Origin of the sequence: Streptomyces sp. NPDC059355, assembly GCF_042752335.1 — a bacterium.
GTDB lineage: Bacteria > Actinomycetota > Actinomycetes > Streptomycetales > Streptomycetaceae > Streptomyces.
Window position 1 is genome coordinate 114,544 of sequence record NZ_JBHYXN010000020.1, and the last position, 21,409, is coordinate 135,952.

19 protein-coding genes are annotated in these 21,409 nt (G+C 72.7%); 9 read left to right on the forward strand and 10 right to left on the reverse strand.

Annotated elements, in window-relative coordinates; all coding sequences use genetic code 11:
- Positions 1-2: 2 nt before the first annotated feature.
- The 3 genes from ACFXGI_RS20555 to ACFXGI_RS20565 all read right to left on the reverse strand — a co-directional run bounded on the left by ACFXGI_RS20555 (position 3) and on the right by ACFXGI_RS20565 (position 3,351).
- Positions 3-1,685 carry a transporter gene (locus ACFXGI_RS20555; protein WP_384708395.1) on the reverse strand — a complete coding sequence of 561 codons (1,683 nt, stop codon included), beginning with the start codon at positions 1,683-1,685 and terminating at the stop codon, positions 3-5.
- On the reverse strand, positions 1,682-2,524 hold the full coding sequence (locus ACFXGI_RS20560; protein WP_384708398.1) for an ABC transporter ATP-binding protein: 843 nt from the start codon (positions 2,522-2,524) through the stop codon (positions 1,682-1,684). The genes ACFXGI_RS20555 and ACFXGI_RS20560 overlap by 4 nt, the downstream gene beginning before the upstream one ends.
- Before the next feature lie 140 nt (positions 2,525-2,664).
- Positions 2,665-3,351, reverse strand: coding sequence for a bifunctional DNA primase/polymerase (locus ACFXGI_RS20565; protein WP_384708401.1), 687 nt, complete (start codon positions 3,349-3,351; stop codon positions 2,665-2,667).
- A gap of 214 nt (positions 3,352-3,565) precedes the next feature.
- Here ACFXGI_RS20565 and ACFXGI_RS20570 point away from each other — a divergent pair, with 214 nt between their 5' ends.
- Both ACFXGI_RS20570 and ACFXGI_RS20575 read left to right on the forward strand, forming a co-directional pair.
- Entirely contained in the window at positions 3,566-4,945 is a 1,380-nt protein-coding gene (locus tag ACFXGI_RS20570) for a transcriptional regulator (protein ID WP_384708404.1), read from the forward strand.
- Between the two features lie 160 nt (positions 4,946-5,105).
- Positions 5,106-6,623 (forward strand): hypothetical protein, encoded by a 1,518-nt coding sequence (locus tag ACFXGI_RS20575; protein ID WP_384708407.1) that lies wholly within the window; start codon positions 5,106-5,108, stop codon positions 6,621-6,623.
- Between the two features lie 23 nt (positions 6,624-6,646).
- Here ACFXGI_RS20575 and ACFXGI_RS20580 read toward each other — a convergent pair whose 3' ends face one another.
- A complete protein-coding gene (locus ACFXGI_RS20580) occupies positions 6,647-7,924 on the reverse strand; it encodes an ABC transporter substrate-binding protein (RefSeq protein ID WP_384708410.1) in 1,278 nt (425 codons plus the stop codon).
- Positions 7,925-8,121: 197 nt separating this feature from the next.
- Between ACFXGI_RS20580 and ACFXGI_RS20585 the strand changes: the two genes are divergently transcribed.
- Together ACFXGI_RS20585 and purU are read left to right on the forward strand one after the other, a co-directional pair.
- Positions 8,122-8,568 carry a hypothetical protein gene (locus ACFXGI_RS20585; RefSeq protein ID WP_384708484.1) on the forward strand — a complete coding sequence of 149 codons (447 nt, stop codon included), beginning with the start codon at positions 8,122-8,124 and terminating at the stop codon, positions 8,566-8,568.
- Positions 8,569-8,596: 28 nt separating this feature from the next.
- Positions 8,597-9,472: a formyltetrahydrofolate deformylase gene (gene purU, locus ACFXGI_RS20590; protein ID WP_384708413.1), complete on the forward strand. Its 876-nt coding sequence runs from the start codon at positions 8,597-8,599 to the stop codon at positions 9,470-9,472.
- 44 nt (positions 9,473-9,516) lie between these two features.
- Here the strand turns inward: purU and ACFXGI_RS20595 are convergent, their stop codons facing one another.
- Both ACFXGI_RS20595 and ACFXGI_RS20600 read right to left on the reverse strand, forming a co-directional pair.
- Entirely contained in the window at positions 9,517-10,776 is a 1,260-nt protein-coding gene (locus ACFXGI_RS20595; RefSeq protein ID WP_384708416.1) for a maleylpyruvate isomerase N-terminal domain-containing protein, read from the reverse strand.
- A complete protein-coding gene (locus tag ACFXGI_RS20600; RefSeq protein ID WP_384708418.1) occupies positions 10,773-11,336 on the reverse strand; it encodes a sigma factor in 564 nt (187 codons plus the stop codon). Before ACFXGI_RS20600 ends, ACFXGI_RS20595 begins: the two co-directional genes overlap by 4 nt.
- Before the next feature lie 302 nt (positions 11,337-11,638).
- Here ACFXGI_RS20600 and ACFXGI_RS20605 point away from each other — a divergent pair, with 302 nt between their 5' ends.
- Positions 11,639-12,157, forward strand: a complete 519-nt coding sequence (locus ACFXGI_RS20605) for an EF-hand domain-containing protein (protein ID WP_384708421.1) — start codon at positions 11,639-11,641, stop codon at positions 12,155-12,157.
- Positions 12,158-12,207: 50 nt separating this feature from the next.
- Here ACFXGI_RS20605 and ACFXGI_RS20610 read toward each other — a convergent pair whose 3' ends face one another.
- Together ACFXGI_RS20610 and ACFXGI_RS20615 are read right to left on the reverse strand one after the other, a co-directional pair.
- On the reverse strand, positions 12,208-13,449 hold the full coding sequence (locus tag ACFXGI_RS20610; protein WP_384708424.1) for an acyltransferase family protein: 1,242 nt from the start codon (positions 13,447-13,449) through the stop codon (positions 12,208-12,210).
- Between the two features lie 169 nt (positions 13,450-13,618).
- Positions 13,619-15,178, reverse strand: a complete 1,560-nt coding sequence (locus tag ACFXGI_RS20615) for a class I adenylate-forming enzyme family protein (RefSeq protein WP_384708427.1) — start codon at positions 15,176-15,178, stop codon at positions 13,619-13,621.
- 153 nt (positions 15,179-15,331) lie between these two features.
- On the opposite strand from ACFXGI_RS20615, the gene ACFXGI_RS20620 reads away from it, so the two are divergent.
- From ACFXGI_RS20620 to ACFXGI_RS20635, 4 genes are all read left to right on the forward strand, one after another.
- Positions 15,332-16,525: an amidohydrolase family protein gene (locus ACFXGI_RS20620; protein ID WP_384708430.1), complete on the forward strand. Its 1,194-nt coding sequence runs from the start codon at positions 15,332-15,334 to the stop codon at positions 16,523-16,525.
- Positions 16,525-17,688 (forward strand): acyl-CoA dehydrogenase family protein, encoded by a 1,164-nt coding sequence (locus ACFXGI_RS20625; RefSeq protein WP_384708433.1) that lies wholly within the window; start codon positions 16,525-16,527, stop codon positions 17,686-17,688. The genes ACFXGI_RS20620 and ACFXGI_RS20625 overlap by 1 nt, the downstream gene beginning before the upstream one ends.
- A 5-nt stretch (positions 17,689-17,693) precedes the next feature.
- Positions 17,694-18,608 carry an acyl-CoA dehydrogenase family protein gene (locus ACFXGI_RS20630; RefSeq protein ID WP_384708436.1) on the forward strand — a complete coding sequence of 305 codons (915 nt, stop codon included), beginning with the start codon at positions 17,694-17,696 and terminating at the stop codon, positions 18,606-18,608.
- 345 nt (positions 18,609-18,953) lie between these two features.
- Complete coding sequence (locus ACFXGI_RS20635) at positions 18,954-19,388, forward strand: ATP-binding protein (protein WP_384708439.1); 435 nt, start codon at positions 18,954-18,956, stop codon at positions 19,386-19,388.
- Positions 19,389-19,557: 169 nt separating this feature from the next.
- Here the strand turns inward: ACFXGI_RS20635 and ACFXGI_RS20640 are convergent, their stop codons facing one another.
- Positions 19,558-20,223, reverse strand: a complete 666-nt coding sequence (locus ACFXGI_RS20640; RefSeq protein WP_384708442.1) for a response regulator — start codon at positions 20,221-20,223, stop codon at positions 19,558-19,560.
- Complete coding sequence (locus tag ACFXGI_RS20645) at positions 20,220-21,398, reverse strand: sensor histidine kinase (protein ID WP_384708445.1); 1,179 nt, start codon at positions 21,396-21,398, stop codon at positions 20,220-20,222. Before ACFXGI_RS20645 ends, ACFXGI_RS20640 begins: the two co-directional genes overlap by 4 nt.
- Between the last annotated feature and the right edge of the window lie 11 nt (positions 21,399-21,409).

Genomic DNA, 21,409 nt, shown 5'->3' on the forward strand with positions numbered 1-21,409 from the left:
GCTCAGCCCTTGCTGACCGCCAGCAGGATCTCCGGAAGGGTCCTGGCCACCGTCGGGGCCGCCAGGCGCAGCCCCGCCCAGGCCGCGAAGGTGCCCCAGGCCGCGCCCAGCGGGAGCAGGATCCAGGTCAGCGACTGCTGGTCCGTCACGCTGAGGAAGACCGTCAGCGCGATCACCGGCGAGCAGATCAGCGCCGACGCCAGCATGCCGCCGAAGATGCCCGCCCAGGCGAGCCCGCCCTGACCCGGCGCCACGTTCTTGAACGCGCCGTCCGTCGGGATCGAGTACGGGAACCGGGCCGAGGCCAGCGCACCCGTGCACAGCATCGAACCGAGCAGCGCCAGGCTCACCCCGAGCCCCGCCGGGAGCGCGGCCCAGTCCTCCAGGAGCGCCGCCGTGACCGCCGTCAGCACGACCGTGTACGGGACGGTCACCAGCGCCAGGGCGTACGCGCGGGCGCGCAGCTCCTCGAACGCCTCCCGCGGGGTCGAGATGGTCTGCGCGACCATCCAGAACGCCGAAGTGTCCTGCCCGAACTGGTTGTACATCTGCACGCCGAGCATGCCCGCGCCGAAGCAGGCCAGGTACATCGAGCCCGTGCCCTGCAGGGCGTTGAAGACCGGGACGATCACACCGACCGCCAGCGCCGTCACCCACGCCGACTTCGTCTTCGGGTCGCGCACCACGTACCGCAGCGTGCGCTGCATGACCGCGCCCGTCCGGCCGGCCGGCAGGAACGCCCACACCCCGGCGCCGCCCGCGGATTCCCGCTTCCCCGACGGCTTCGCCGCCGCGATCGTCGACCCGTCCGGGGTGACCATCAGCGCGGTCAGGCTCCGCTCCCAGAACCGCAGCAGCAGGACCAGCGCGAGGACGGTCACCGCCAGCTGGCCCGCCGCCACCCCGTACGAGCCCTTGCTCGCGGAGTCCACCATGCCGACGGCCGTCGCGGGCGGCAGCCACCGCACCACGGCCTCGGCCGGCTCCAGCTGCGCCAGACCTCCCGAATCGAACAGGCGCTGGCTCGCGAAGTTCGCCACCTGCGCGCCGATCGCGATCAGCAGACCGCTGAGCAGAGCCAGGTCGCGACCCTTGCGGCTGGTCAGCAGCCGCACGTTGGCCGTGGCCACCGAGCGGGCCAGCGCGACGCAGCCCAGCACCAGCAGCGGCACGGCCACCACGGCCGCCACGATCCCCGCCGCGCCCCGCGCGACGGCCACCACCGAGCCCACCGCCAGGCAGACCGTGAACAGCGGGCCGATGCCGACCAGCGAGGAGGCCAGCAGGGCCCGTACGAGCGGCCGCGGCCGCAGCGGCAGCATGACCAGCCTGCTCGGGTCGAGGGTCTCGTCCCCGCTCGGGAAGAACAGCGGCATGAACGTCCAGCCCAGCGCCAGGATCGCGGCGAGCAGCACGACGACCGTGCCCGCGTGCGCGTTCCCGTGCAGTACGGCCAGGCCGACCATGGCGAGGCAGGCCACCACCAGCGACAGCGCCAGCGAGCTGAAGTACGCGGCCTTGCGCTTCGACGAACCCTTCAGCCCGTTGCGGATCAGCGAGAGCTTGAGGCGGACGAAGACCGAGGTCAGGTTGACCGCGGGAGCGGCGGACGGGGCAGCGGGGAAGGCGTGCCCGGCCGTCGGGGCGGATGCGGAGGCGGATGCGGATGCGGATGCGGCGCTCATCGGGCCGCCTGCCCGCCGAGCCAGTCCAGGGAGTCGCCCGTGTCGCGCCCGCCCGCACCGACCAGCTCCAGGAACGCGGCCTGCAGCGAGGGCGCGTCGCCCCGTACGTCGGCCAGCGGGCCCGCGGCGCGGATCCGGCCGGCGGCCATGACGGCCACCCAGTCGCACAGCGACTCGACCAGCTCCATCACGTGGGAGGAGAAGACGACCGTGGCGCCGGAGGAGGTGTACCGCTCCAGCACTCCGCGGATGGTCTGCGCCGACACCGGATCCACGCCCTCGAACGGCTCGTCCAGGAACAGCACTTCGGGGTTGTGCAGCAGGGCGGCGGCCAGGCCGATCTTCTTCCGCATGCCCGTCGAGTAGTCCACGACCAGCTTGTGCTGCGAGCCCGCGAGGTCCAGGACGTCCAGCAGCTGCGTCGCCCGCTTGTCCGTCTCCTCGCCCGGCAGCCCCCGCAGCCGGCCCATGTAGCCCAGCAGTTCGCGTCCCGACAGCCGCTCGAACAGCCGCAGGCCCTCCGGCAGTACGCCGATCCGCGACTTCACCTCGACCGGGTCGCTCCACACGTCGTGCCCGGCGACGAGGACCCGCCCCATGTCGGGGCGCAGCAGTCCGGTCACCATCGACAGCGTCGTCGTCTTGCCCGCGCCGTTCGGCCCGACCAGGCCGATGAACTGGCCGGCGGGCAGCTCCAGATCGATCCCCGTGACCGCGACCTGGTCGCCGAAGCGCTTCCACAGGCCCTCGACCCGCACCGCCGCCCTTCCGGCGGACGGCGCGGGTCGCGCACCGTCCGGTCCGTCCGTCCCACCCGTCGCAACTGCCTGGTCCGGCATGTGCGCCTGCCTCTCGTCCTGTTCCCCGTGGTCTTGCCTTCCTCACGATAGGAGGGCGGGGAGAGGGCGGGCAGTTACTTATGTCATGAGTTTCCGGGCACGAACATCCCGGTCCTGACCTGCGATCCCGGGCGCGGGGGTCAGGCGCCCCGCCGGTCCCGGTCCGCCGCCGCCTCGCGCCCGCACGCGTACGCCAGCGCCGCGATCAGCTCCTCCGTGTCCGGCAGCCACCGGTTGGCCGGGGTGGGCCGGCGGGCCCACTGGACCGCGCCCCGGCCGCCGAAACGGGTGGGCGGGGCGGCCACGTACTCGCCCTCGCCCCGCGCGGCCAGATCGATCGCGGTCGGCGACCAGCCGAGCTTGCTCACCAGGTCCGGCACCTTCGCCCCGGCGCCCGGCAGGACGAAGAACAGCATCCGGTGGTCCGGCGTCAGGGCGACCGGCCCGAGGGTGCGCTCCATCCGTTCCAGGCGCGCCAGCGCCAGGAACCCGGCCGAGTCCGGCACGTCCAGCGCGTCGAACGTCCGGCCCGTCGCCAGCAGGATCGAGGCCTCGGGGCGCTTCGCCCAGATCCGCCGCACCTGGACCGCGCTGCCCGTGGCCAGCGCCGCCCAGTCCTTCACCGTGGGGTGCGCGCCGGGCGCCGGGCAGTCCTGCGCCCCGCAGGAGCACACCTCCCGCCCGTCGGCGGACTCCAGCCAGGTGCCGGCGAAGACGTCCCAGTGCCGTTCCTCCGCGTACCGCACGGCATGGTCCAGCAGCTGCTCGCCGCGCTGCTTGGGGATGGGTGCCGTCTCCGTGACTCCGATGGTCTCTTCCACGCCCATCACAACTCTCGGGGTCACTCGGGGTTACGGGCGTAAACCGGCCGGTGGCCGGAGCATCGGTCCTGCATATGGGGCGCACTGGAGCACGTGTGGGGGCGCGTAGGAGGTCGGGGCGCCGGAGTTGGGTAGCGACACGACGCAGAGCGGATGATTCTCCGCAACTCAGGCGGGAAGTGATCATTCCAACGATCACCCGCGGCTACTGGGGGTTTTCATGGCAGCCAGGCCTCTCGTCGCGCGCCAGCCGAATGAACGGCTTCAGGCGCTCATCCAGGAAGCCGGGTGCTCGAACGCCGGGCTCGCCCGGCGCGTCAACATGTGCGGGGCCGAACACGGCCTCGATCTCCGCTACGACAAGACTTCCGTGGCCCGGTGGCTGCGCGGCCAGCAGCCGCGCGGCCGGGCGCCGGGCATCATCGCCGAGGCGCTGGGGCGCAAACTCGGCCGGACCGTCACCATCGACGAGATCGGCATGGCCAATGGCAAGAACCTCGCCTCCGGCATCGGCCTGCAGTTCTCCCCGACCGTCATCGGCGCCATCGAACAGGTCAGCGAGTTGTGGCGGAGCGACGTCGGCCGCCGCGACTTCCTGGCCGGGTCCAGCGTGGCCGCCTCGGCGCTCGTCGAGCCGAGCCGCGACTGGCTGATCACCGGCGCCGACGCGCAGGTGGCGCGCAGCGGCGGCTCGCGCGTCGGGATGCCCGACGTGGAGGCGGTGCGGGCGACCACCGACGCCCTGAAGGACCTCGACCACCGCTTCGGCAGCGGGCACGTGCGGCCCGTCGTCGTGCACTACCTCAACTCCGTGGTGTCCGGGCTGATCGGCGGCTCGTACCGGGAGCCGGTCGGGCGGGCGCTGTTCGCGGCGGTGGCCAGACTGACCGAGCTGGCCGGGTACATGGCGGTGGACACCGGCCAGCCGGGCCTGGCGCAGCGCTACTACATCCAGGCGCTGCGGCTGGCGCAGGCGGCCGGGGACCGGGCGTACGGGGGCTACGTGCTCGCGGCGTCCATGAGCCACCTCGCGGCGGAGCTGGGCAATCCGCGGGAGATCGCGCAGCTGGCGCGGGCCGCGCAGGAGGGGACCCGCGGGCAGGTCACGCCGCGGGTGGAGGCGATGTTCTACGCCGCCGAGGCGCGCGGGCACGCGTTGCTGGGCGACACCCGGGCGACGGCGGTGCTGTCCTCCCGGGCGGTGACGGCGCTGGAGCGGGCCGAGCCGGAGTCGGGCGACGACCCGGTGTGGATCCGGCACTTCGACGCGGCGTACCTCGCGGACGAGCTGGCCCACTGCCACCGGGACCTCGGCCAGGCGGACGCGGCGGCCCGGCAGGCCGAGGAGGCGCTGCGGGGGCTCCCGGCGGGCAAGGCGCGGCGCCGGGCGATCGGGCTGCTGCTGCTGGCGGCGGCGCAGGTGCAGCAGCGTGAGGTGGAGCAGGCGTGCCAGACGGCCGCGAAGGCGGCCGACCTGTTGTCGGGGATCCGCTCGAACCGGGGCGCCGAGTACCTGGACGACTTCCGGAGCCGGCTCGCCCCGTACCGCGACGAGCCGGCGGCCCGGGAATTCACGGCCCGGCTGGAGGTGGTGGCGTAGGGGGTGTCCTGTCGATCGGGCCGGATCGGGGAGCGGTGCCGGACCCCGCGAGCCCGGCCTGATCGGCAAGACTCCCCCTGGGAGCCTCCGGTGCAGGGGGTGACCGGGTAGCGTGAGCCGACGATTCGGAATATCCGGAGTAGTCGGCGAAGGAGTCCCGGTGACGGAGAGCGGACAGGGCGGCGGCCCGCAGGCGGGTACGCCATGGGGCCCCGACCCGACGTACCCGCAACCCAGCCACGGCCAACCCCCGCAGCCGGGCCGGCCGGCGTACGGCTATCCGCAGACCCCGGCCCCGCCGGGCCCGGGGGCGCCGCAGGGCTCGCCCGCGTACGGCTACCCGCCCGTGCCGGACCAGGCCGCGCCCGGGCACGTGGTGGGGCCCGGCTACGAGGGGCCCGGGGATCCGCACGGGTACGGCTACCCGCCGCTGCCCGAGGCGGTCACCCAGTACATCGCGCCGGTCCCGGCCGGGCCCGGCGAGGCGACCCCCTACCCGCCCGCCCTGGCCGCGCCCGCGCAGGACGAGGGGGCGACCCAGTACATCCCGCCGGTCCCGGCCGGGCCCGCTGCCCCGTTCCCGCCGACAGGCGCCGGGTACGACGAGGCGGCCACCCAGTACATTCCGCCCGTACCGGCGCAGGACGAGGGTGCCACCCAGTACATTCCGCCCGTACCGGCGCAGGATGAAGGTGCCACCCAGTACATTCCGCCCGTACCGGCGCACGATGAGGGTGCGACCCAGTACATTCCGCCCGTACCGGGCGGGGCGGGGCTCCACGAGGCCGCCACGCAGTACATCCCGCCGGTCACCGACGGCTTCGACGCGTTGTTCCGGGAGGAGGGCGGCGACGGCGGGCACACGCGGCAGTTGCCGCCCGTGCAGGAGCCGGTGCTGCGGCAGCCGCCGCCGCGGGGGTATCCGCCGCGCGGGCAGCGGCCCGTACCCCCTCAGGCACAGCCGTTCCCGCAGCCCCCGCAGCAGCAGCATCCACAGCAGCAGAACCCGCAGTACGCCCCGCCCCCGCCCCCGCCGGAGGCGACCCGCCGGGTGCCGGCCTGGGTGATCGCCGCCGTGGTCATCGGCTTGGCCGTCGTCGGGCTCGGCGTCGGCGCACTGCTCAGCGACGGCAAGAAGCAGAACAACGACCCCGCGGCCGCGGCCGCCGCCCCCAGCGCCGGAAGCTCGGCAGCGGCCGCCGCCGAGGCGCCCGTGGACCCGGCCCGCTCGCAGGCCGTCCAGCTGGACAAGCTCCTCGCGGACAGCAACGACAGCCGCGCCGCGGTGATCCGCTCCGTCGACGACATCAAGGGCTGCCGCAACCTCGGCCAGGCGGCGACCGACCTGCGCGACGCCGCCCGCCAGCGCGAGGAGCTCGTCACCCGCCTCCAGGACCTGAAGATGGACCGGCTCCCGGACAACGCGAAGCTGGCCGCCGCGCTCACCAAGGCCTGGCAGTCCTCCGCGGACGCCGACAACAGCTACGCCGCCTGGGCGGACGACACCGCCGGCGACAAGAAGGGCTGCAAGGACGGGCAGGCCAAGGGCACCGGCAACGCGAGCGAGGGCAACAAGGCGAGCGGCGAGGCGACCAGGGCGAAGGAGTCGGCCGCGACCCTGTGGAACGCGATCGCGGCCAAGTACGCCCTCACCAAGCGGGACAAGTCCCAGCTCTAGCCACCCCGACGGCGAGCCGGGGACTACGCGGCCCGGGGTGCCTGCTCCAGGGTCTCCGTCATGTCCATCGACGGCTCGCCGCCCTGCTGGGCGACCAGCCGGCCCGACTGGACGACCTGGAAGTTGACGCGCCCGTTCACCATGCGCGGGAATCCGGCGACGGCGCGCATGTCCTTGTAGCGCCAGCTCAGGTCCGGGGTCAGCCCGCCGGTCTTGACCGGCTCCCCCTGGTTCAGCGTGCGCGCCACCTTGCGCGCCGTGATGTCCTCGCCGGACTTGAGCCGCTTCAGGGTCTCGCTGAGCACGGTGTACGCGATCCAGGTGGTCTGCGTCCCGCTGTCGTCCGGGTCCACCGCGTCGTTGCCGAAGGCGTGCTCGGAGATCACCTTCCGCATCGGCTCCCACAGCGCGTCCGTCGACACCGGGTACCAGCTGGCGACGTACGCGCCTTCGAAGGGGCTCTCCCGGCCGCCGGTACGGTCGACCACGGCCTGGCTGACGCTGCCGAGGACCGAGGAGATCTGGGGGTTCTTGTGCTTGCTGTCCTCGCGTCGGAACGCGTCGAAGAACGTCTCCGTGCGCTCGCCGAGTACCGCGGTCACGCAGCCCCGGTCCTTGCCGCCGGTGGAGTTGGCCAGGGCCTCGCGGGCCTGCGTGACGTAGTCCGCGGAGTCCTCGGCGGCCCGGATGTCATTGGCCTCGGGCGCCTTGTTGAGCTTCAGGCCGGCGTTGAGCAGGATCGGCATGGAGTCGCCCGCGAGGGTGTCCGGGCGGACGATGGCCACCTGGCTGCAGGCCTTGCCCAGCTGGTGCCCGGCGCCGGCGAGGAGGACGGGCTGGCCGCCGTTGACGGGGTAGGAGAGGGTGCTCTGGAACTCCTCGGAGGAGACCCCGTACCCGCCGATGAAGGGGATGCCCTCCGCTTCCAGCGGGGCCATGAAGGCGCGTCCGTGCTGGCTGTACGAGCCGACGACCGCGACGGCCTTCTCGTCGATGGCCTTGCGGGCGCAGTCGGCGGCGCCGGTCGGGGTGTTCTTCTCGTTGCAGGTCAGTACGCGCAGTTTGTGCCCGTTGATACCGCCCTTGGAATTGACCCAGGCTTCATAGGCCTTGGCCATTCCTGGCATTCCGGGCATGTTGGTCGCCTTGGTCTCCATCGGCGCGAAGGTCATGACCGTGATGGTGCCCCCGGAGCCCCCCGAGCCCCCGGGGAGCACCCCGCATCCGGCGACGAGACACGCCCCCGTCGCCGTTGCCACCAAGGTGCGGGTCAGGGAAGCCGTGCGTCGCCATTCGGTCATGTCCACGCACACTTCCGCCCCGTGGGTAACTGAAGAGTGAGATGGACACAACAGGCGGTGACGTGAAGGTGAAATGCAGGGGGGTGGATTGCGCACAGGTGCCTCAAGATCGCGCAAGCCGTGAACGTAACATCGCAAGCGTGACATTCGCCCAAGGTTCGAAGAACTCTTCCCGTCGCGGTGGCCGCTCCTCCACCATGGGCGGCATGCCCCTGAACGACATGCCGTGGTGGCGCTGGCGCAGCAACGTGCGCTCGGCGCTTCACATGCTTTCCGACCCGGTCTTCCACGAGGAAACCTGGCTCGCCGGTGCCGAGGGGTACGGGGACGTCACCGACGCCGTGTACCGCCTTGTCGAGGACACGTGGCTCGACAGCTGGTCGGCCGACAAGTACGTCGGCACGATATTCCGCGACTCCCAGGAGGCCACCCTCGTGGACCTCGCGGTGCTGCGGGTGCTGCGGATCCTGCACCAGGTCGGGCCGGACGCCCCCGTCTCCGCCTACCTGGAGCACCACGCCTGGCCCGAGGCGGTACGTGCCGCGCGCGAGGCGCACGTACGGCTGGCGACGGCGGACGGTGACGAACCGGACGCGGCGCCGCGGTCGCTGGAAGTGCTGAGGATCCTCACCCGCGCGGCGTGAGCCTCGGGGTGTGAAAGGCTGTGGGGTCATGAGCGACGACCCGCAGGCCCAGGCCCCCCAGCAGTACGTACTGACCCTGTCATGCCCGGACAAGCAGGGCATCGTGCACGCCGTGTCCAGTTACCTGTTCATGACCGGATGCAACATCGAGGACAGCCGGCAGTTCGGCGACCACGACACCGGCCTCTTCTTCATGCGGGTCCACTTCTCCGCCGACGCTCCGGTGACGCTCGACAAGCTGCGGGCCAGCTTCGCCGCGATCGGCGACTCGTTCCGGATGGACTGGCAGCTGCACCGCTCCGACGAGCGCATGCGGATCGTGCTGATGGTGTCGAAGTTCGGGCACTGCCTGAACGACCTGCTGTTCCGCTCCAGCATCGGCGCGCTCCCCGTCGAGATCGCGGCGGTGGTCTCGAACCACACCGACTACGCCGAGCTGGTGCGCTCGTACGGGGTCCCCTTCCGCCACATCCCGGTGACGAAGGAGACGAAGGCGGACGCGGAGGCGCAGCTGCTGGCGCTGGTCCGCGACGAGAACGTCGAGCTCGTGGTCCTGGCCCGGTACATGCAGGTGCTGTCGGACACCCTGTGCAAGGAGCTGAGCGGGCGGATCATCAACATCCACCACTCCTTCCTGCCGAGCTTCAAGGGTGCGAAGCCGTACCACCAGGCGCACGCGCGAGGCGTGAAGCTGATCGGTGCCACCGCGCACTACGTGACGGCCGACCTCGACGAGGGCCCGATCATCGAGCAGGAGGTCGAGCGGGTCGGCCACGAGGTGACCCCGGACCAGCTGGTGGCGATCGGGCGCGACGTGGAATGCCAGGCGCTGGCGCGCGCCGTGAAGTGGCACAGCGAGCACCGCGTGCTCCTGAACGGCACCCGCACGGTCGTCTTCGCGTAGCCCCGGGGCTCCGCCGAGCCGGCGTAGCCCCGGCGGCACACCCCCTACAGGCGGCTCAGCGAGGCCGCCGCGAACAGGACGTCGCGAATGGCCTCGCGGTCGCCGTGCTGACCCACGGCCGCCTCCTCCGGGGAGATGTGCCCGGCGGCCAGCTGGCAGAACTCGGCGCCGTCCAGCGCGATCTGCGCCACCGTGTGCTCCGCCGACGGTTTCGCCGCCGGGGAGTCCAGGGCGATGTCCCAACTGCCGCCGCCCGCGCCCTCGATCTCCAGGTGCAGGGTCCGCCCCGGTGCGCCCGCCGCGACCAGGCCGCGGGCCGGGGCGGCAAGGCCCGCCCGGCGCCGGTGGGCCAGCGCGCTCGGCAGCAGCCGTGCCGCGAGGTCGATCATCCGGTGCAGGTGCGGCCCGGACGGCGGGTCGTACGGGTAGTCCACCGCCTCCGCGATGTCCCACGCGTGCACCCAGCACTCGAAGGCCCGCTCCAGGAACGCGTCCCCGAGCGGCAGCGCGAAGGGCCCGTAGTCCACGGACAGTTCGCCGACGCCCCGGCCCGCGAACGACACCGTCCGCAGCAGCGTGTGGCCCTGCTCCCGCCACGGCTCGCGGATCTGCCGGGTGATCGGCTGCTCGGCGGAGCTCCAGTAGTGCTCGGTGCGGCCCGTGGCGTCCGACGGCGCCTCCGGGCCCAGCGGGTCGTCCAGGCCCAGCGCCGTCGCGACCAGCCCGTCCACCGTCAGCAGGTGACCGATCACCCCGGCCACCGTCGTCCGGCGCGACTGGCGCCGCTCCTCCTCGAACCACTTCAGGCGTACGGGGGTCTGCCACTCCGAGTCGCCGAAGTCCCGCAGCAGCGCGTCGAGCCGCGCGGTCTCGGTGTCGTACGGGTTCGCCCACGCCGGCACCGGGATGCGGGCGGGCCGCTTGCCGAGGCAGTCCTCCAGCACCCGCGAGCGCAGCAGCGGCTTGAGGTCCAGGCTGTCCTCGGGGTGCAGCAGGCCCACGGCATCGCGCAGCCGCAGCGCCTCCTCGGCGCACTGCGCGCACTCGGTGAGGTGGTCCTCGACCGCCTGCGTCTCCTCGGCGGAGCAGGCCGCGAGGGCCCAGGCGCCGAGCAGGGACTTCAGCACGGCGTGGGTGCGCGGCGGCGGGGGCGGTTCCGGTGCGGCGGGCGGCTCGGGGAGCGGTTCCGGCGCGTGCCGCGGATCGAGGTCGTCAGCGGCCCCGCGCGGACCCGGTATGCGCGCCGGACCGCCGGGGCGCAGCTCCTCGTATCCCTCGTGGGGCGGGTCGGCGGGGCCGTTCATCGGGGAGTTCCATATCCGGGCGGAGCGGCGTCCTCCTGCGGGAGGACGTTGGCGGTCGACAGCAGCTGCAGGCCCAGGCGCAGCCGGCGCCGGGCCTCGTCCTCGCTGATGCGGAGGTCGGCGGCGGCCTGCCGGTAGTCGCGGCGCTTGAAGTACGCGAGCTCGAGCGCGGCGCGCAGCGGTGCGGGCATGGACGTGACGATGTAGTCCGCGCGGGCGGCGGCGGTGGCGCTGCGCACCTTCTGTTCGAGCTCCTCGCGCGAGCCGCGGCCGAGTTCGGCCTGGCGCAGCCGGGCCACGGCCTGGACCTGGGTGATCCGGGCGACCCAGGAGCGCATGGAGCCCTGCTTCGGGTCGTAGGCGTCGGGGTTCTCCCAGATGTAGCCGAACACTTCGCGGGTGATCCGGTCCGCCGCCGTCTCGTCGCCGAGGACCCGGTGCGCCAGGCTGTGCACGAGCGAGGCGAAGCGGTCGTACAGCTCTCCGAGCGCGGCGGCCTCGCCGCGGGCGAGGCGCTGCTGCATGCGGCGGTCCCAGCGAGGTGGTACGTCCTTCGGCATAACTGCCCCCAGCCGTGTGTCGACGCCTCGAATGTAGTCGCCAGAGGCGGGTTCGCGCCCGTTTTGGGGGAACGCGGCCCAGGAAGAGCGCTCTCCGTGATAGGTGCGGTGCGGGGTGTGAACAATGGGGCCGGATGAGGCACATGGGCACAGGTGTACGCGCCCCGCCGCGCTTCCCGTGCGCGGGTTCGATGCGGCCACCTGCTTGACGACTTCGCTTAACGGGCAGGCCACGTAGGCCTTACGCTCCTGGCTTGTCTTGAACTGAACTCCACCGCACATGTGAAGGCGGAACGCCGCATATGGACAGCGCAGAATACGAGCGCAAGATCGCCGCCCGGTTTGCCACGTTCGACCAGGACGGGAACGGATACATCGACCGTGAGGACTTCAGCGCGGCCGCGAAGGCCGTACTGGCCGAATTCGGCACCACCGCGCGGTCGGACAGGGGCCAGGGCCTCTTCGCGGGCGCCGAGGCTTTCTGGCAGGGGATGGCCGGGATCGCGGACGTCGACGGGGACCAGCGCGTGACCCGCGAGGAGTTCATCACCGGGGCGGCGAAGCGGCTGCGCGACAACCCGCAGCGGTTCGCGGAGATCGCGCGGCCGTTCCTGCACGGGGTGATCGCGGTGGCGGACGAGGACGGCCGCGGCACGACCCCGGCGGCGGCGGCCCGGGTCCTGCGCGTCCTGGGCACCCCGCCCGAACTGGCCGACGGGATCGCGAAGGCCCTGGACGGCGACGCCGACGGCCGCATCACGGAGGACGAGATCCTGACGGCCTTCGCCGCGTACTGCGGCGTGGAGGCCCCGGACGCGTAGGCCGTGTCTTCGGATCAGGGCGGGCCCCGCCGGCGCTGCGGGGCCCCGCGCTACGGGGCCGCCGTGCCCGCGCGGGCCAGGTCCTGCTCCGCGGCCGCCGCCGGGGATCCCCCGGTCGCGCCCGCGTGCCGCTGCGCGGCCGGGCGGGCGCGGCCGATGTCCTTCAGCCGCATGGCGGGGCGTTCGACCAGGTGCCAGGAGAGCATCGCCGCGAGCAGGGTGCCGCCCGCGGCCAGCGCGAGGTAGACGCCGAAGCCCCAGCGGGCACCGCCGAGCGCGGCGACGGCCTGCTCCACGACGAAGCCGTAGATGTAGATCCCGTACGAGTAGTCGTGCTTGGCGCCCACCCGCCGGAACGGCTGGGGCAGCCGGATCGCGAGCCACAGCAGCAGGTAGGCGAACGCCGGTACGCCGATGACGTAGAACCAGCCGTACTGCAGGCTGGCGAGCAGGGTCAGTCCGGCGAGCACGCCCAGCGGGTCGCTCACCGGGATCCGCTCCTTGTACGCCTCGATGAGCGCCCCGAGGACGAAGGCGAAGCCGAGGTAGAAGACCCAGTTGACGACGAAGCCGCCGACCACGGGGATCGCGGGCATCCCGTCGCGCATCGGGATCTCCGTCGCGTTGGTCAGGGGGTCCGCGAGCGCTTCGGTCAGGACGAACCAGCCCAGGACGGCCGCGACCGCGAGGATGGCGCGCCGTGCGCGGACCACACCGCCGGCCCGCGCCCCGGCGAGGACGAGGAGGGCGACGCCGAGGTAGCAGAGGACCTCGTACTCCAGGGACCACAGCGCACCGTCGAAGCTGCGGTTGTGGGTCAGCCCCTTGTTCATGGCGCCGTCCAGCACGCCCGAGATGCCCCACTGGTGGACCCGGATGGCGAAGTTGGCCCGGACGTAGTCGAACGGGCTCTCGCCGTGGCTCCAGAAGCCCGTCAGGCCGCCGTGCTGGCGCCAGTACAGGAACGGCGCCACGGCGAAGGCCGTCACCAGCAGGCACACCCACAGGCCCGGCAGCAGCCGCAGTGCCCGGTGCCACAGGAAGCGTCCGGTCGGGAGCCGGTTGCCGCTGCGGGTGACGAGGATGCCGGACAGGATGAAGAAGCCGAAGACGGACATCTTGCCCAGGTCGGTCTGTCCGGAGGCGAAGCTGTAGCCGAACTCGCGGGACCCGAATCCGAGGATGCGCGCGTGGGACAGGACGACGGCGGACGCGAGGAGCAGCCGCAGCAGACCCAGGCTGTTGTCCCGGCCGGAGAACAGTTCTGCGACGGTGCCGTGAGACCACCGCACACGGCTCAGGGGGGTATCGCGGACTCGCATGACGCCTCTCGCGAACGGGACCCGGAGGGGCGCTCTGCTTGTGTGAAAAGGACAAATAATTGTGACACGCGGCCCCTGTGCCCACTGATGGGCCGTCCGGAATGAGACATCCGCCACTGCGGGCGGGGCAAGACACCCCCTATGCGTACCGCTCCCGGAGTTTGTACTTCAGGACCTTGCGGAGGGCTTCGTTGCGGGGGAGGGCCTCGACCAGTTCCAGCTGCTCCGGGAGCTTGTGGGGGGACAGGCCCTGGGCGCGGAGGTGGGCCGTGAGGTCCGGGAGGGTCAGGGGGGCCGCGCCCGGCGGCTGTTCCACCACCGCGCAGACGCGTTCGCCGCGCTCGGGGTCCGGGAGGCCGATCACGGCCACGTCGCCGATGGCCGGGAGCAGGTGCAGGAGGTCCTCGATCTCCTTCGCGGAGATGTTCTCGCCCTTGCGGATGATCACGTCCTTGGTGCGGCCGGTGAGGACGAGGTAGCCGTCCGGGGTCAGGTGGCCGAGGTCGCCCGTGATCAGGTAGCCGTCGGCGTCGAAGACCCCGGCCGGGCGGTCCCCGCGGTTCAGGTAGCCCCGGCAGACCGCCTCGCCGCGCAGCCGGACCTCGCCGTCGGTGTCCGGGGGGAGCGGCGTGCCGTCCGGGGCGGTGATGCGGATCGACATGCCGGCCGGGGGGCGGCCCTCCGTCGTGGCGAGGTGCTCCGCCGTGTCGTCCGGGGCGCCCATGGTGATCATCGGGACCTCGGTCATGCCGTAGCCGTGGGTCAGCTGGCAGCCCAGTTCGCGGACGACCGCGTGGTAGATCTCCGGCGGCTTCGGTGCGCCTCCGCCCGCGAGGAGGCGGAGGGTGGGGATCAGCTTCGTGGACGGGTCCTTGCGCTGCTCGGTGAGGAACATCGAGTAGAAGGCCGTGGAGCCGCCCGCCACCGTGACCCCGTGGCGCCGGTAGCCGGCCAGCGCGTCCGGCATCGCGAACTTCTCGAAGAGGACCGCGGGGAAGCCGTACAGGAGCAGCATCACCAGGTAGTCCGGGCCGCCTATGTGCGCGTACGGGAAGGCCATCGAGCCGGTGTCGGCCGGGCTCAGGTGCAGGGCGTGCGCCAGGCAGGAGCCGCCCGCGATCAGTGAGCGGTCGGTGTGCAGGACGCCCTTGGGGTCGGAGGTGGTCCCGGAGGTCCAGTAGATCCAGCGGACGGACGTGCCTTCGGACGGGGGCGCGGGGAGTACGGCGGGGTCCGCGGCCGGGAGGGATCCGTACGCCTCGAAGACGCCGCGCGCGCCGAGGCGCTCCGCCATCGCCGTGTGGTCGAAGCCCCGCCACACGCCCGGGACGGCGAAGAACTCGGCTTTGGACTCGCGCAGCGCGAAGCCCACCTCGCGGTCCCGGTAGAAGGGGATCACCGGGGTCTGGACGGCTCCGATCCGGGCCAGGGCGAGGGAGAGCAGGACCGTCTCGATCCGGGTGGGCAGCTGCCAGGCGACGACCGTGCCGGGCCGTACACCCATCCCGTACAGCCCCGCCGCGACCTGCTCGGAGCGGTCGCGCAGCTCGGCGAAGGTGAGCGCCCGGTCGCCGGCGGGGTCTTCGGCCGCCTCGATCAGCACCGTGGCGCCGGGGCTCAGCGCGGCCCGCGCCGCGACCAGCTCCCACAGGGTGGGCGAGTGGCTCAGCCGTACCGCCGTGTCGTTGGTGTCCGCCATGCCCGGCCTCCTGTAACTGACGCTCAGTCAGATCCAGCGCAGAGCGTAGGGCTCCGGCGCTTGTCGGTCCAGGGGTGGCGGGGCTAGCGTACTTTCTGACGCTCCATCAGATTCACCGGATTCACCGGATTCATCGGCTCTCGAGGGGACACCATGGAACTGGAACTGCCTCGGATCATCAGCGTCGACGACCACGTCATCGAACCCGCGCACCTCTTCGACGTCTGGCTGCCGGCCAAGTACCGCGACCGCGGGCCCAAGCCGCTCACCGCCGGGATCGGCGACCTCCGGTACACCGGCGGCAAGTACGTGATCTCCATGGACCCCGACGGCCCGCCGACCGACTGGTGGATCTACGAGGACCTGAAGTTCCCGTACAAGCGCAACATCGCCGCCGTCGGCTTCGACCGCGACGACATGACCCTGGAGGGCATCACCCGCGAGGAGATGCGGCGCGGCTGCTGGGATCCCAAGGCGCGCCTCGCCGACATGGACCTCAACCACGTCGAGGCCTCGCTCTGCTTCCCGACCTTCCCGCGCTTCTGCGGGCAGACCTTCGCCGAGGCGCGGGACAAGGAAGTGGCGCTCGCCTGCGTGCGCGCGTACAACGACTGGATGGTCGAGGAGTGGTGCGGCGACAGCGGCGGCCGGCTCATCCCGCTCTGCATCATCCCGCTCTGGGACGTCGGCCTCGCCGTCGCCGAGATCCGGCGCAACGCCGCCCGCGGGGTGCGCGCCGTGACCTTCTCCGAGATCCCGACGTACCTCGGGCTGCCGTCCATCCACTCCGGCTACTGGGACCCCTTCTTCGCCGTCTGCCAGGAGACGGGCACCGTCGTCAACATGCACATCGGGTCCAGCTCCCAGATGCCCGCCGCCTCGCCCGACGCGCCGCCCGCCGTCCAGGCCTCGCTCAGCTTCAACAACGCCATGGCCTCGATGATGGACTTCCTGTTCAGCGGGGTGCTGGTGAAGTTCCCGACGCTGAAGCTGGCCTACAGCGAGGGCCAGATGGGCTGGATCCCGTACGCCCTCGAACGCGCCGACGACGTCTGGCAGGAGCACCGCGCCTGGGGCGGGGTCCGCGACCTGATCCCCGAGCCGCCGTCCACGTACTACTACCGGCAGATGTTCTGCTGCTTCTTCCGCGACAAGCACGGGATCGCCTCGCTCGACGTCGTCGGCCGCGACAACGCCACCTTCGAGACCGACTACCCGCACGTGGACTCGACCTTCCCGCACACCAAGGAGGTCGCCCTGGACCACGTGAAGGGGCTGGACGACGAGACGGTCTACAAGCTGATGCGCGGCAACGCCATCCGCATGCTCGGCCTGGATCTCGTCTGATGGATCTGACGTACACGCAGGAGGAGCGGGACTTCCGGGCCCACCTGCGGGAATGGCTCGGCAAGACCCTGCCCGAGCTGCCCGCCAAGCCGTCCCCCGACGACTGGCCCGGCCGGCGCGCGTACGACGCCGGCTGGCAGCGCAGGCTGTACGACGCCGGGTACGCCGGCCTGCACTGGCCCGTGGACGCGGGCGGCCGCGGGGCCACCCCCACCCAGCACCTGATCTTCCTGGAGGAGACCGAGAGGGCCGGCGCCCCGTACGTGGGCGCCAACTTCGTCGGGCTCCTGCACGCCGGCCCGACCATCGCCGCCGAGGGAACGGCCGCGCAGCGGGCGCGCTGGCTGCCGCCCGTGCTGCGCGGGGACGAGGTGTGGTGCCAGGGGTTCAGCGAGCCGGACGCGGGCTCCGACCTGGCCGCGCTGCGCACGCGCGCCGTGCGCGACGGGGACGACTACGTGATCACCGGATCGAAGATCTGGACCTCGCACGCGGAGGTCGCCGACTGGTGCGAGCTGCTCGTGCGGACCCGACCCGTCGGCGAGGCCTTCCCCAAGCACCGCGGGATCTCCTGGCTGGCCATGCCCATGGACGCGCCCGGGGTCACCGTACGGCCGCTGCGCACCCTCGCCGGGTCGGCCGAGTTCGCGGAGGTGTTCCTCGACGAGGTCCGGGTGCCCGTCGCGAACCGGGTCGGGGACGAGAACGACGGCTGGCGCGTCACCATGGTCACCCTCTCCTTCGAGCGCGGGACGGCCTTCGTCGGCGAGGTCGTGGCCTGCCGCCGCACCCTGGGCGAACTCGCGCGCACCGCGAAGGCGAACGGCCGCTGGGACGATCCCGTCCTGCGGCGCCGGCTCGGGCGGCTGTACGGGGAGTTCGGGGCGCTGTGGCGGCTCACCCAGTGGAACGTCAGCGCGTCCGAGGCCTCCGGCGGGGTGCCGGGCGTCGGCGGCTCCGTCTTCAAGCTCGCCTACTCGCACGCGCGGCAGGAGCTGTACGACACCGCAGCCGAGGTGCTGGGCGCGGACTCCCTCACGCTGGAAGGGGAGTGGGTCCTGGACCGGCTCTCGTCCCTCTCGTACACGATCGCGGCGGGCACCTCGCAGATCCAGCGGAACATCGTCGCCGAGCGGATCCTCGGCCTCCCGAAGGGCCGGTGAGGGCCGTGGACTTCCGGTTGACGCAAGAGCAGCGCGACCTGCGGGCGGGCGTACGGGACCTGCTGGCGGGCCGGTACGGGCGCGAGGCGCTGCGGGCCTCGGTGGACGCGGGCGGGGCCCTGGACCGGGGGCTGTGGCGGGAGCTCGGCGAGGCCGGGTTCTTCGCGCTGCGGCTCCCGCAGGCGCGCGGCGGGGTCGGGCTCGGGCTGCCCGAGGCGGTCCTCGTCTTCGAGGAGGCGGGCCGGGCGCTGCTGCCGGGGCCGCTGGTCGCCACTCACCTGGCGGCGGGCGCGGTCCCGGGGGCGGCGGAGGGGACCGCGGTGGTCACGGCGTTCGACCTGGGGGGCCCGGGCGGCGGGGCGCTGGTGGCCCACCTCGGGGACGCGGACGCGGTGCTCGGTGCGCCGTCGCTCCCTTCGGGTGAGCCGGTGCCCTCGGCGGACCCGCTCACCCCGCTGCACCGGGTGGCTTCGCGGCCGCCGGCCGCCGCGGAGTCGTACCGCGACGAGGGCGCGCTGCTGACGGCCGCCCTCCAGGCCGGCGGCGCGCTGCGCACGGTGGAGCTGGCGGTGCGGTACGGGCGCGAGCGCGAGCAGTTCGGGCAGCCGATCGGGGCCTTCCAGGCGGTGAAGCACCTGTGCGCGCAGATGCTGGTGCGGGCCGAGGTGGCCCGTACGGCGGTGTACGCGGCGGCGGTGACCGCGGACCCGGCGGAGGTGGCCGGGGCCAAGCTGCTGGCCGACGAGGCCGCCGTGCGCAATGCCCGCGACTGCCTCCAGGTGCACGGCGGGATGGGCTTCACGTGGGAGGCGGACGTGCACCTGCACCTCAAGCGGGCCTGGGTGCGCGCCGAGCAGTGGCGGACGGCGGGGGAGGCGGAGGAGCTGCTGGCGGCGGAGCTGGAGTCGGCCTCGACGTAGCTCCCTGTCACCAAAAGGGGGTGGAACGGGAGCGGAACGGGGTACGGTCGGAACGGTCCGGGACGCATGTCCGATTACAGAGAGTTGATATCGGTTTGTGTCCTTGGCCCGGCCCATTGCGGCCCGGACTCGGGGGCCTGCTCCGGTACGCTCCCGGGAATGCGAGCGGCCCAGCAGCGCGAGCGACGCGCAGTATGCACCACGCCTACTCCTTCGCGCTGGAATATGCCCGAAGCGCTTGTTGCGGTGACTGTATGTCAACCATGCTGCTCCGCAAGGGGATCACACTCGGTGATCCCGTCCTGTCGCGAGGCGAAGTGTCCGCCGGTTCGGATGGTGTGAGCGGTGCAGGTGCTTCAGGTACAGCTGGAGGTAGGGCCGGACCCCGCCGAGGTCGGCCGGGCCCGCCGCTGGGCGCGGTCCCGGCTGGCGGGGTCGGGCATCGGGGATGACGAACCGCTCGCCGAGACGCTGATCCTGCTGATCTCCGAGCTGGTCACCAACGCGGTCGTGCACACCGGCTGCCCCGCCGTCCTGCGGATGCTCTTCGGGGAGCCCGGTGTGCGGGTCGAGGTCGCCGACACCAGCGCCCGCGGCCCGGCCCGGCGGCAGGCCGCCGGGGACGACACGGGCGGGCGCGGCCTGGAGTTGGTGGACGGACTGGCCGACCGCTGGGGCTGGCAGCGCGAGGGTGCGGGCAAGCGGATCTGGTGCGAGATCGACCGCGCCGACAAACCTGCGGATTGTCGGCCGACGTGGGAACCGCGCGTGTACCTCTAACGAGGTGTTGACGGTTCGTCAACTGTTGATCACCCTTGTACTCAGCGATTCGTTGCGAGGGGACGCCAAGGGCAGACCTTGACGAGTGCGGGTCGTGGGGTGGCGGCTGCCGTGCCGCGCTCGGGGTGCGCACGACCGTACGCCGCCACCCGCTGGTTCCCGCGCAGCCCTAACCGGGCGGCGTGACCAGTCCCATTTCGTAGGCCTTGATCACCAGTTGGACGCGGTCCCGGGCGTCCAGCTTCGTCAGCAGCCGGGCCACGTGCGACTTCGTCGTCGCCACCGTGATGAACAGGTCCTGCGCGATCTCGCCGTTCGACCGGCCCCGCCCCACCAGGGTCAGCACCTCCTGCTCCCGGCCCGTGATCGCCGGAACGCGCTCGGGGGCGGCCGCCGGGCCCGCGGCGAAGTCGGCTATCAGGCGGCGCGTGACGCCCGGCGCGATCAGGGCGTCGCCCGCCGCGACCACGCGGACGGCGGCGAGGATGTCGTCCAGCGCCATGTCCTTCACGGCGAAACCGCTCGCACCGGCGCGCAGCGCCCCGTACACGTGCTCGTCCTCGTCGAAGGTGGTCAGGATCAGCACGCGGGCACCGTCCGGGCCGGCCGCCGTGAGGCGCCGGGTGGCCTCTATGCCGTCCATCTCCGGCATCCGGATGTCCATCACCACCACGTCGGGGGCGAGCTCGGCGCTCATCCGGACCGCCTCTGCTCCGTTCGCGGCCTCGCCCACGACCTCCAGGTCCGGCGTGTCGGCCATCAGGACGCGCAGCCCCGAGCGCACCAGGGGCTGGTCGTCGGCGAGCAGTACGCGGACGTTGCCGCTGCCGTTCATTCCTTCTCCTCGGGTCGTCCGACCGGAAGGGCCGCCGCCACGCGGAAGCCGCCTCCGGGCTGTGGTCCGGCTTCGAAGCGGCCGTTCAGCAGGGCGGCGCGCTCCCGCATGCCGGTGAGGCCGAATCCGGCGCCGGGCGCGGCGCCTTCCGGGATGCCGCGCCCGTCGTCGGTGATCTCCAGGGCGAGTTCGTCCGGCCCGTACGCGATCTCCACCCGGCAGCCGCCGGCCCGCGCGTGCCGGACCACGTTGGTCAGTGCCTCCTGCACGATGCGGAACGCGGCCAGTTCGATGTCGGAGGGCAGCGGCCGCCGCTCCCCCGACCACGCCACGTCCACCCGTACGCCCGTATCGGCCGCGGCGGCCGCGGCGAGCCGGTCGATGCCGTCCAGGCCCGGCGCGGGCGCCAGCGGCGCGGGCTCGCTGCGGCGCAGGGCGACCAGCGTGCGGCGCAGCCCCGCGAGGGTCTCGCGGCTGGTGGCCTCGATGGCCCGCAGCGCTTCGCGGGCCTGCGCGGGCTGCGTCTCGATGACCCGGCTGCCGACCCCGGCCTGGATGGCGATGACCCCGATGCTGTGGGCGACCATGTCGTGCAGCTCGCGGGCGATGCGCAGCCGCTCGTCGGTGAGGGCCTGCTCGGTGGCGCGGGCCTGCGCCTGCGCGGCGGCCTCGCGGCCGCGCCGTACGGAGTCGCCGATCAGCCAGCCGAGGACCACGATCGGCAGCTGGCTCTGGGCGAGGACGCGGGCGGCGGAGCCCTCCGCGGGCACCGCGAACTGGGCGGTGATCAGCAGCAGGACGGTGATGCCCATGGCCGGCAGGGTCACCCGGCGCGAGCGGGTGGCCGCGACCGTGCCGAGCGCCACCGCGCCGGGCAGCACCATGGCGAGGGTGAGCCCGGGGGCGCGGCCGAGGAAGAGCATCAGGTACGTGCCGAGCAGCATCAGCCCGAGGGTGGTGAGCGGTGCCCGCCGCACCAGGAGGGCGCCGGTCAGCACGCCGACGACCGCGAGGAGCGGACCCACCTCGAAGATCCGGTTCCCGATGCCGAGGGGGACGCGGAACGCGAGGTTCGACAGTACGAGCGTGCCGAGAGCGGCGCCGGCCCAGAGGGCCGCGATCTGCCATCGGAACGGCTGCCGACCCCTGCCGACCTGCCCTGATGAGGTGTCCATGCCGCGACCCT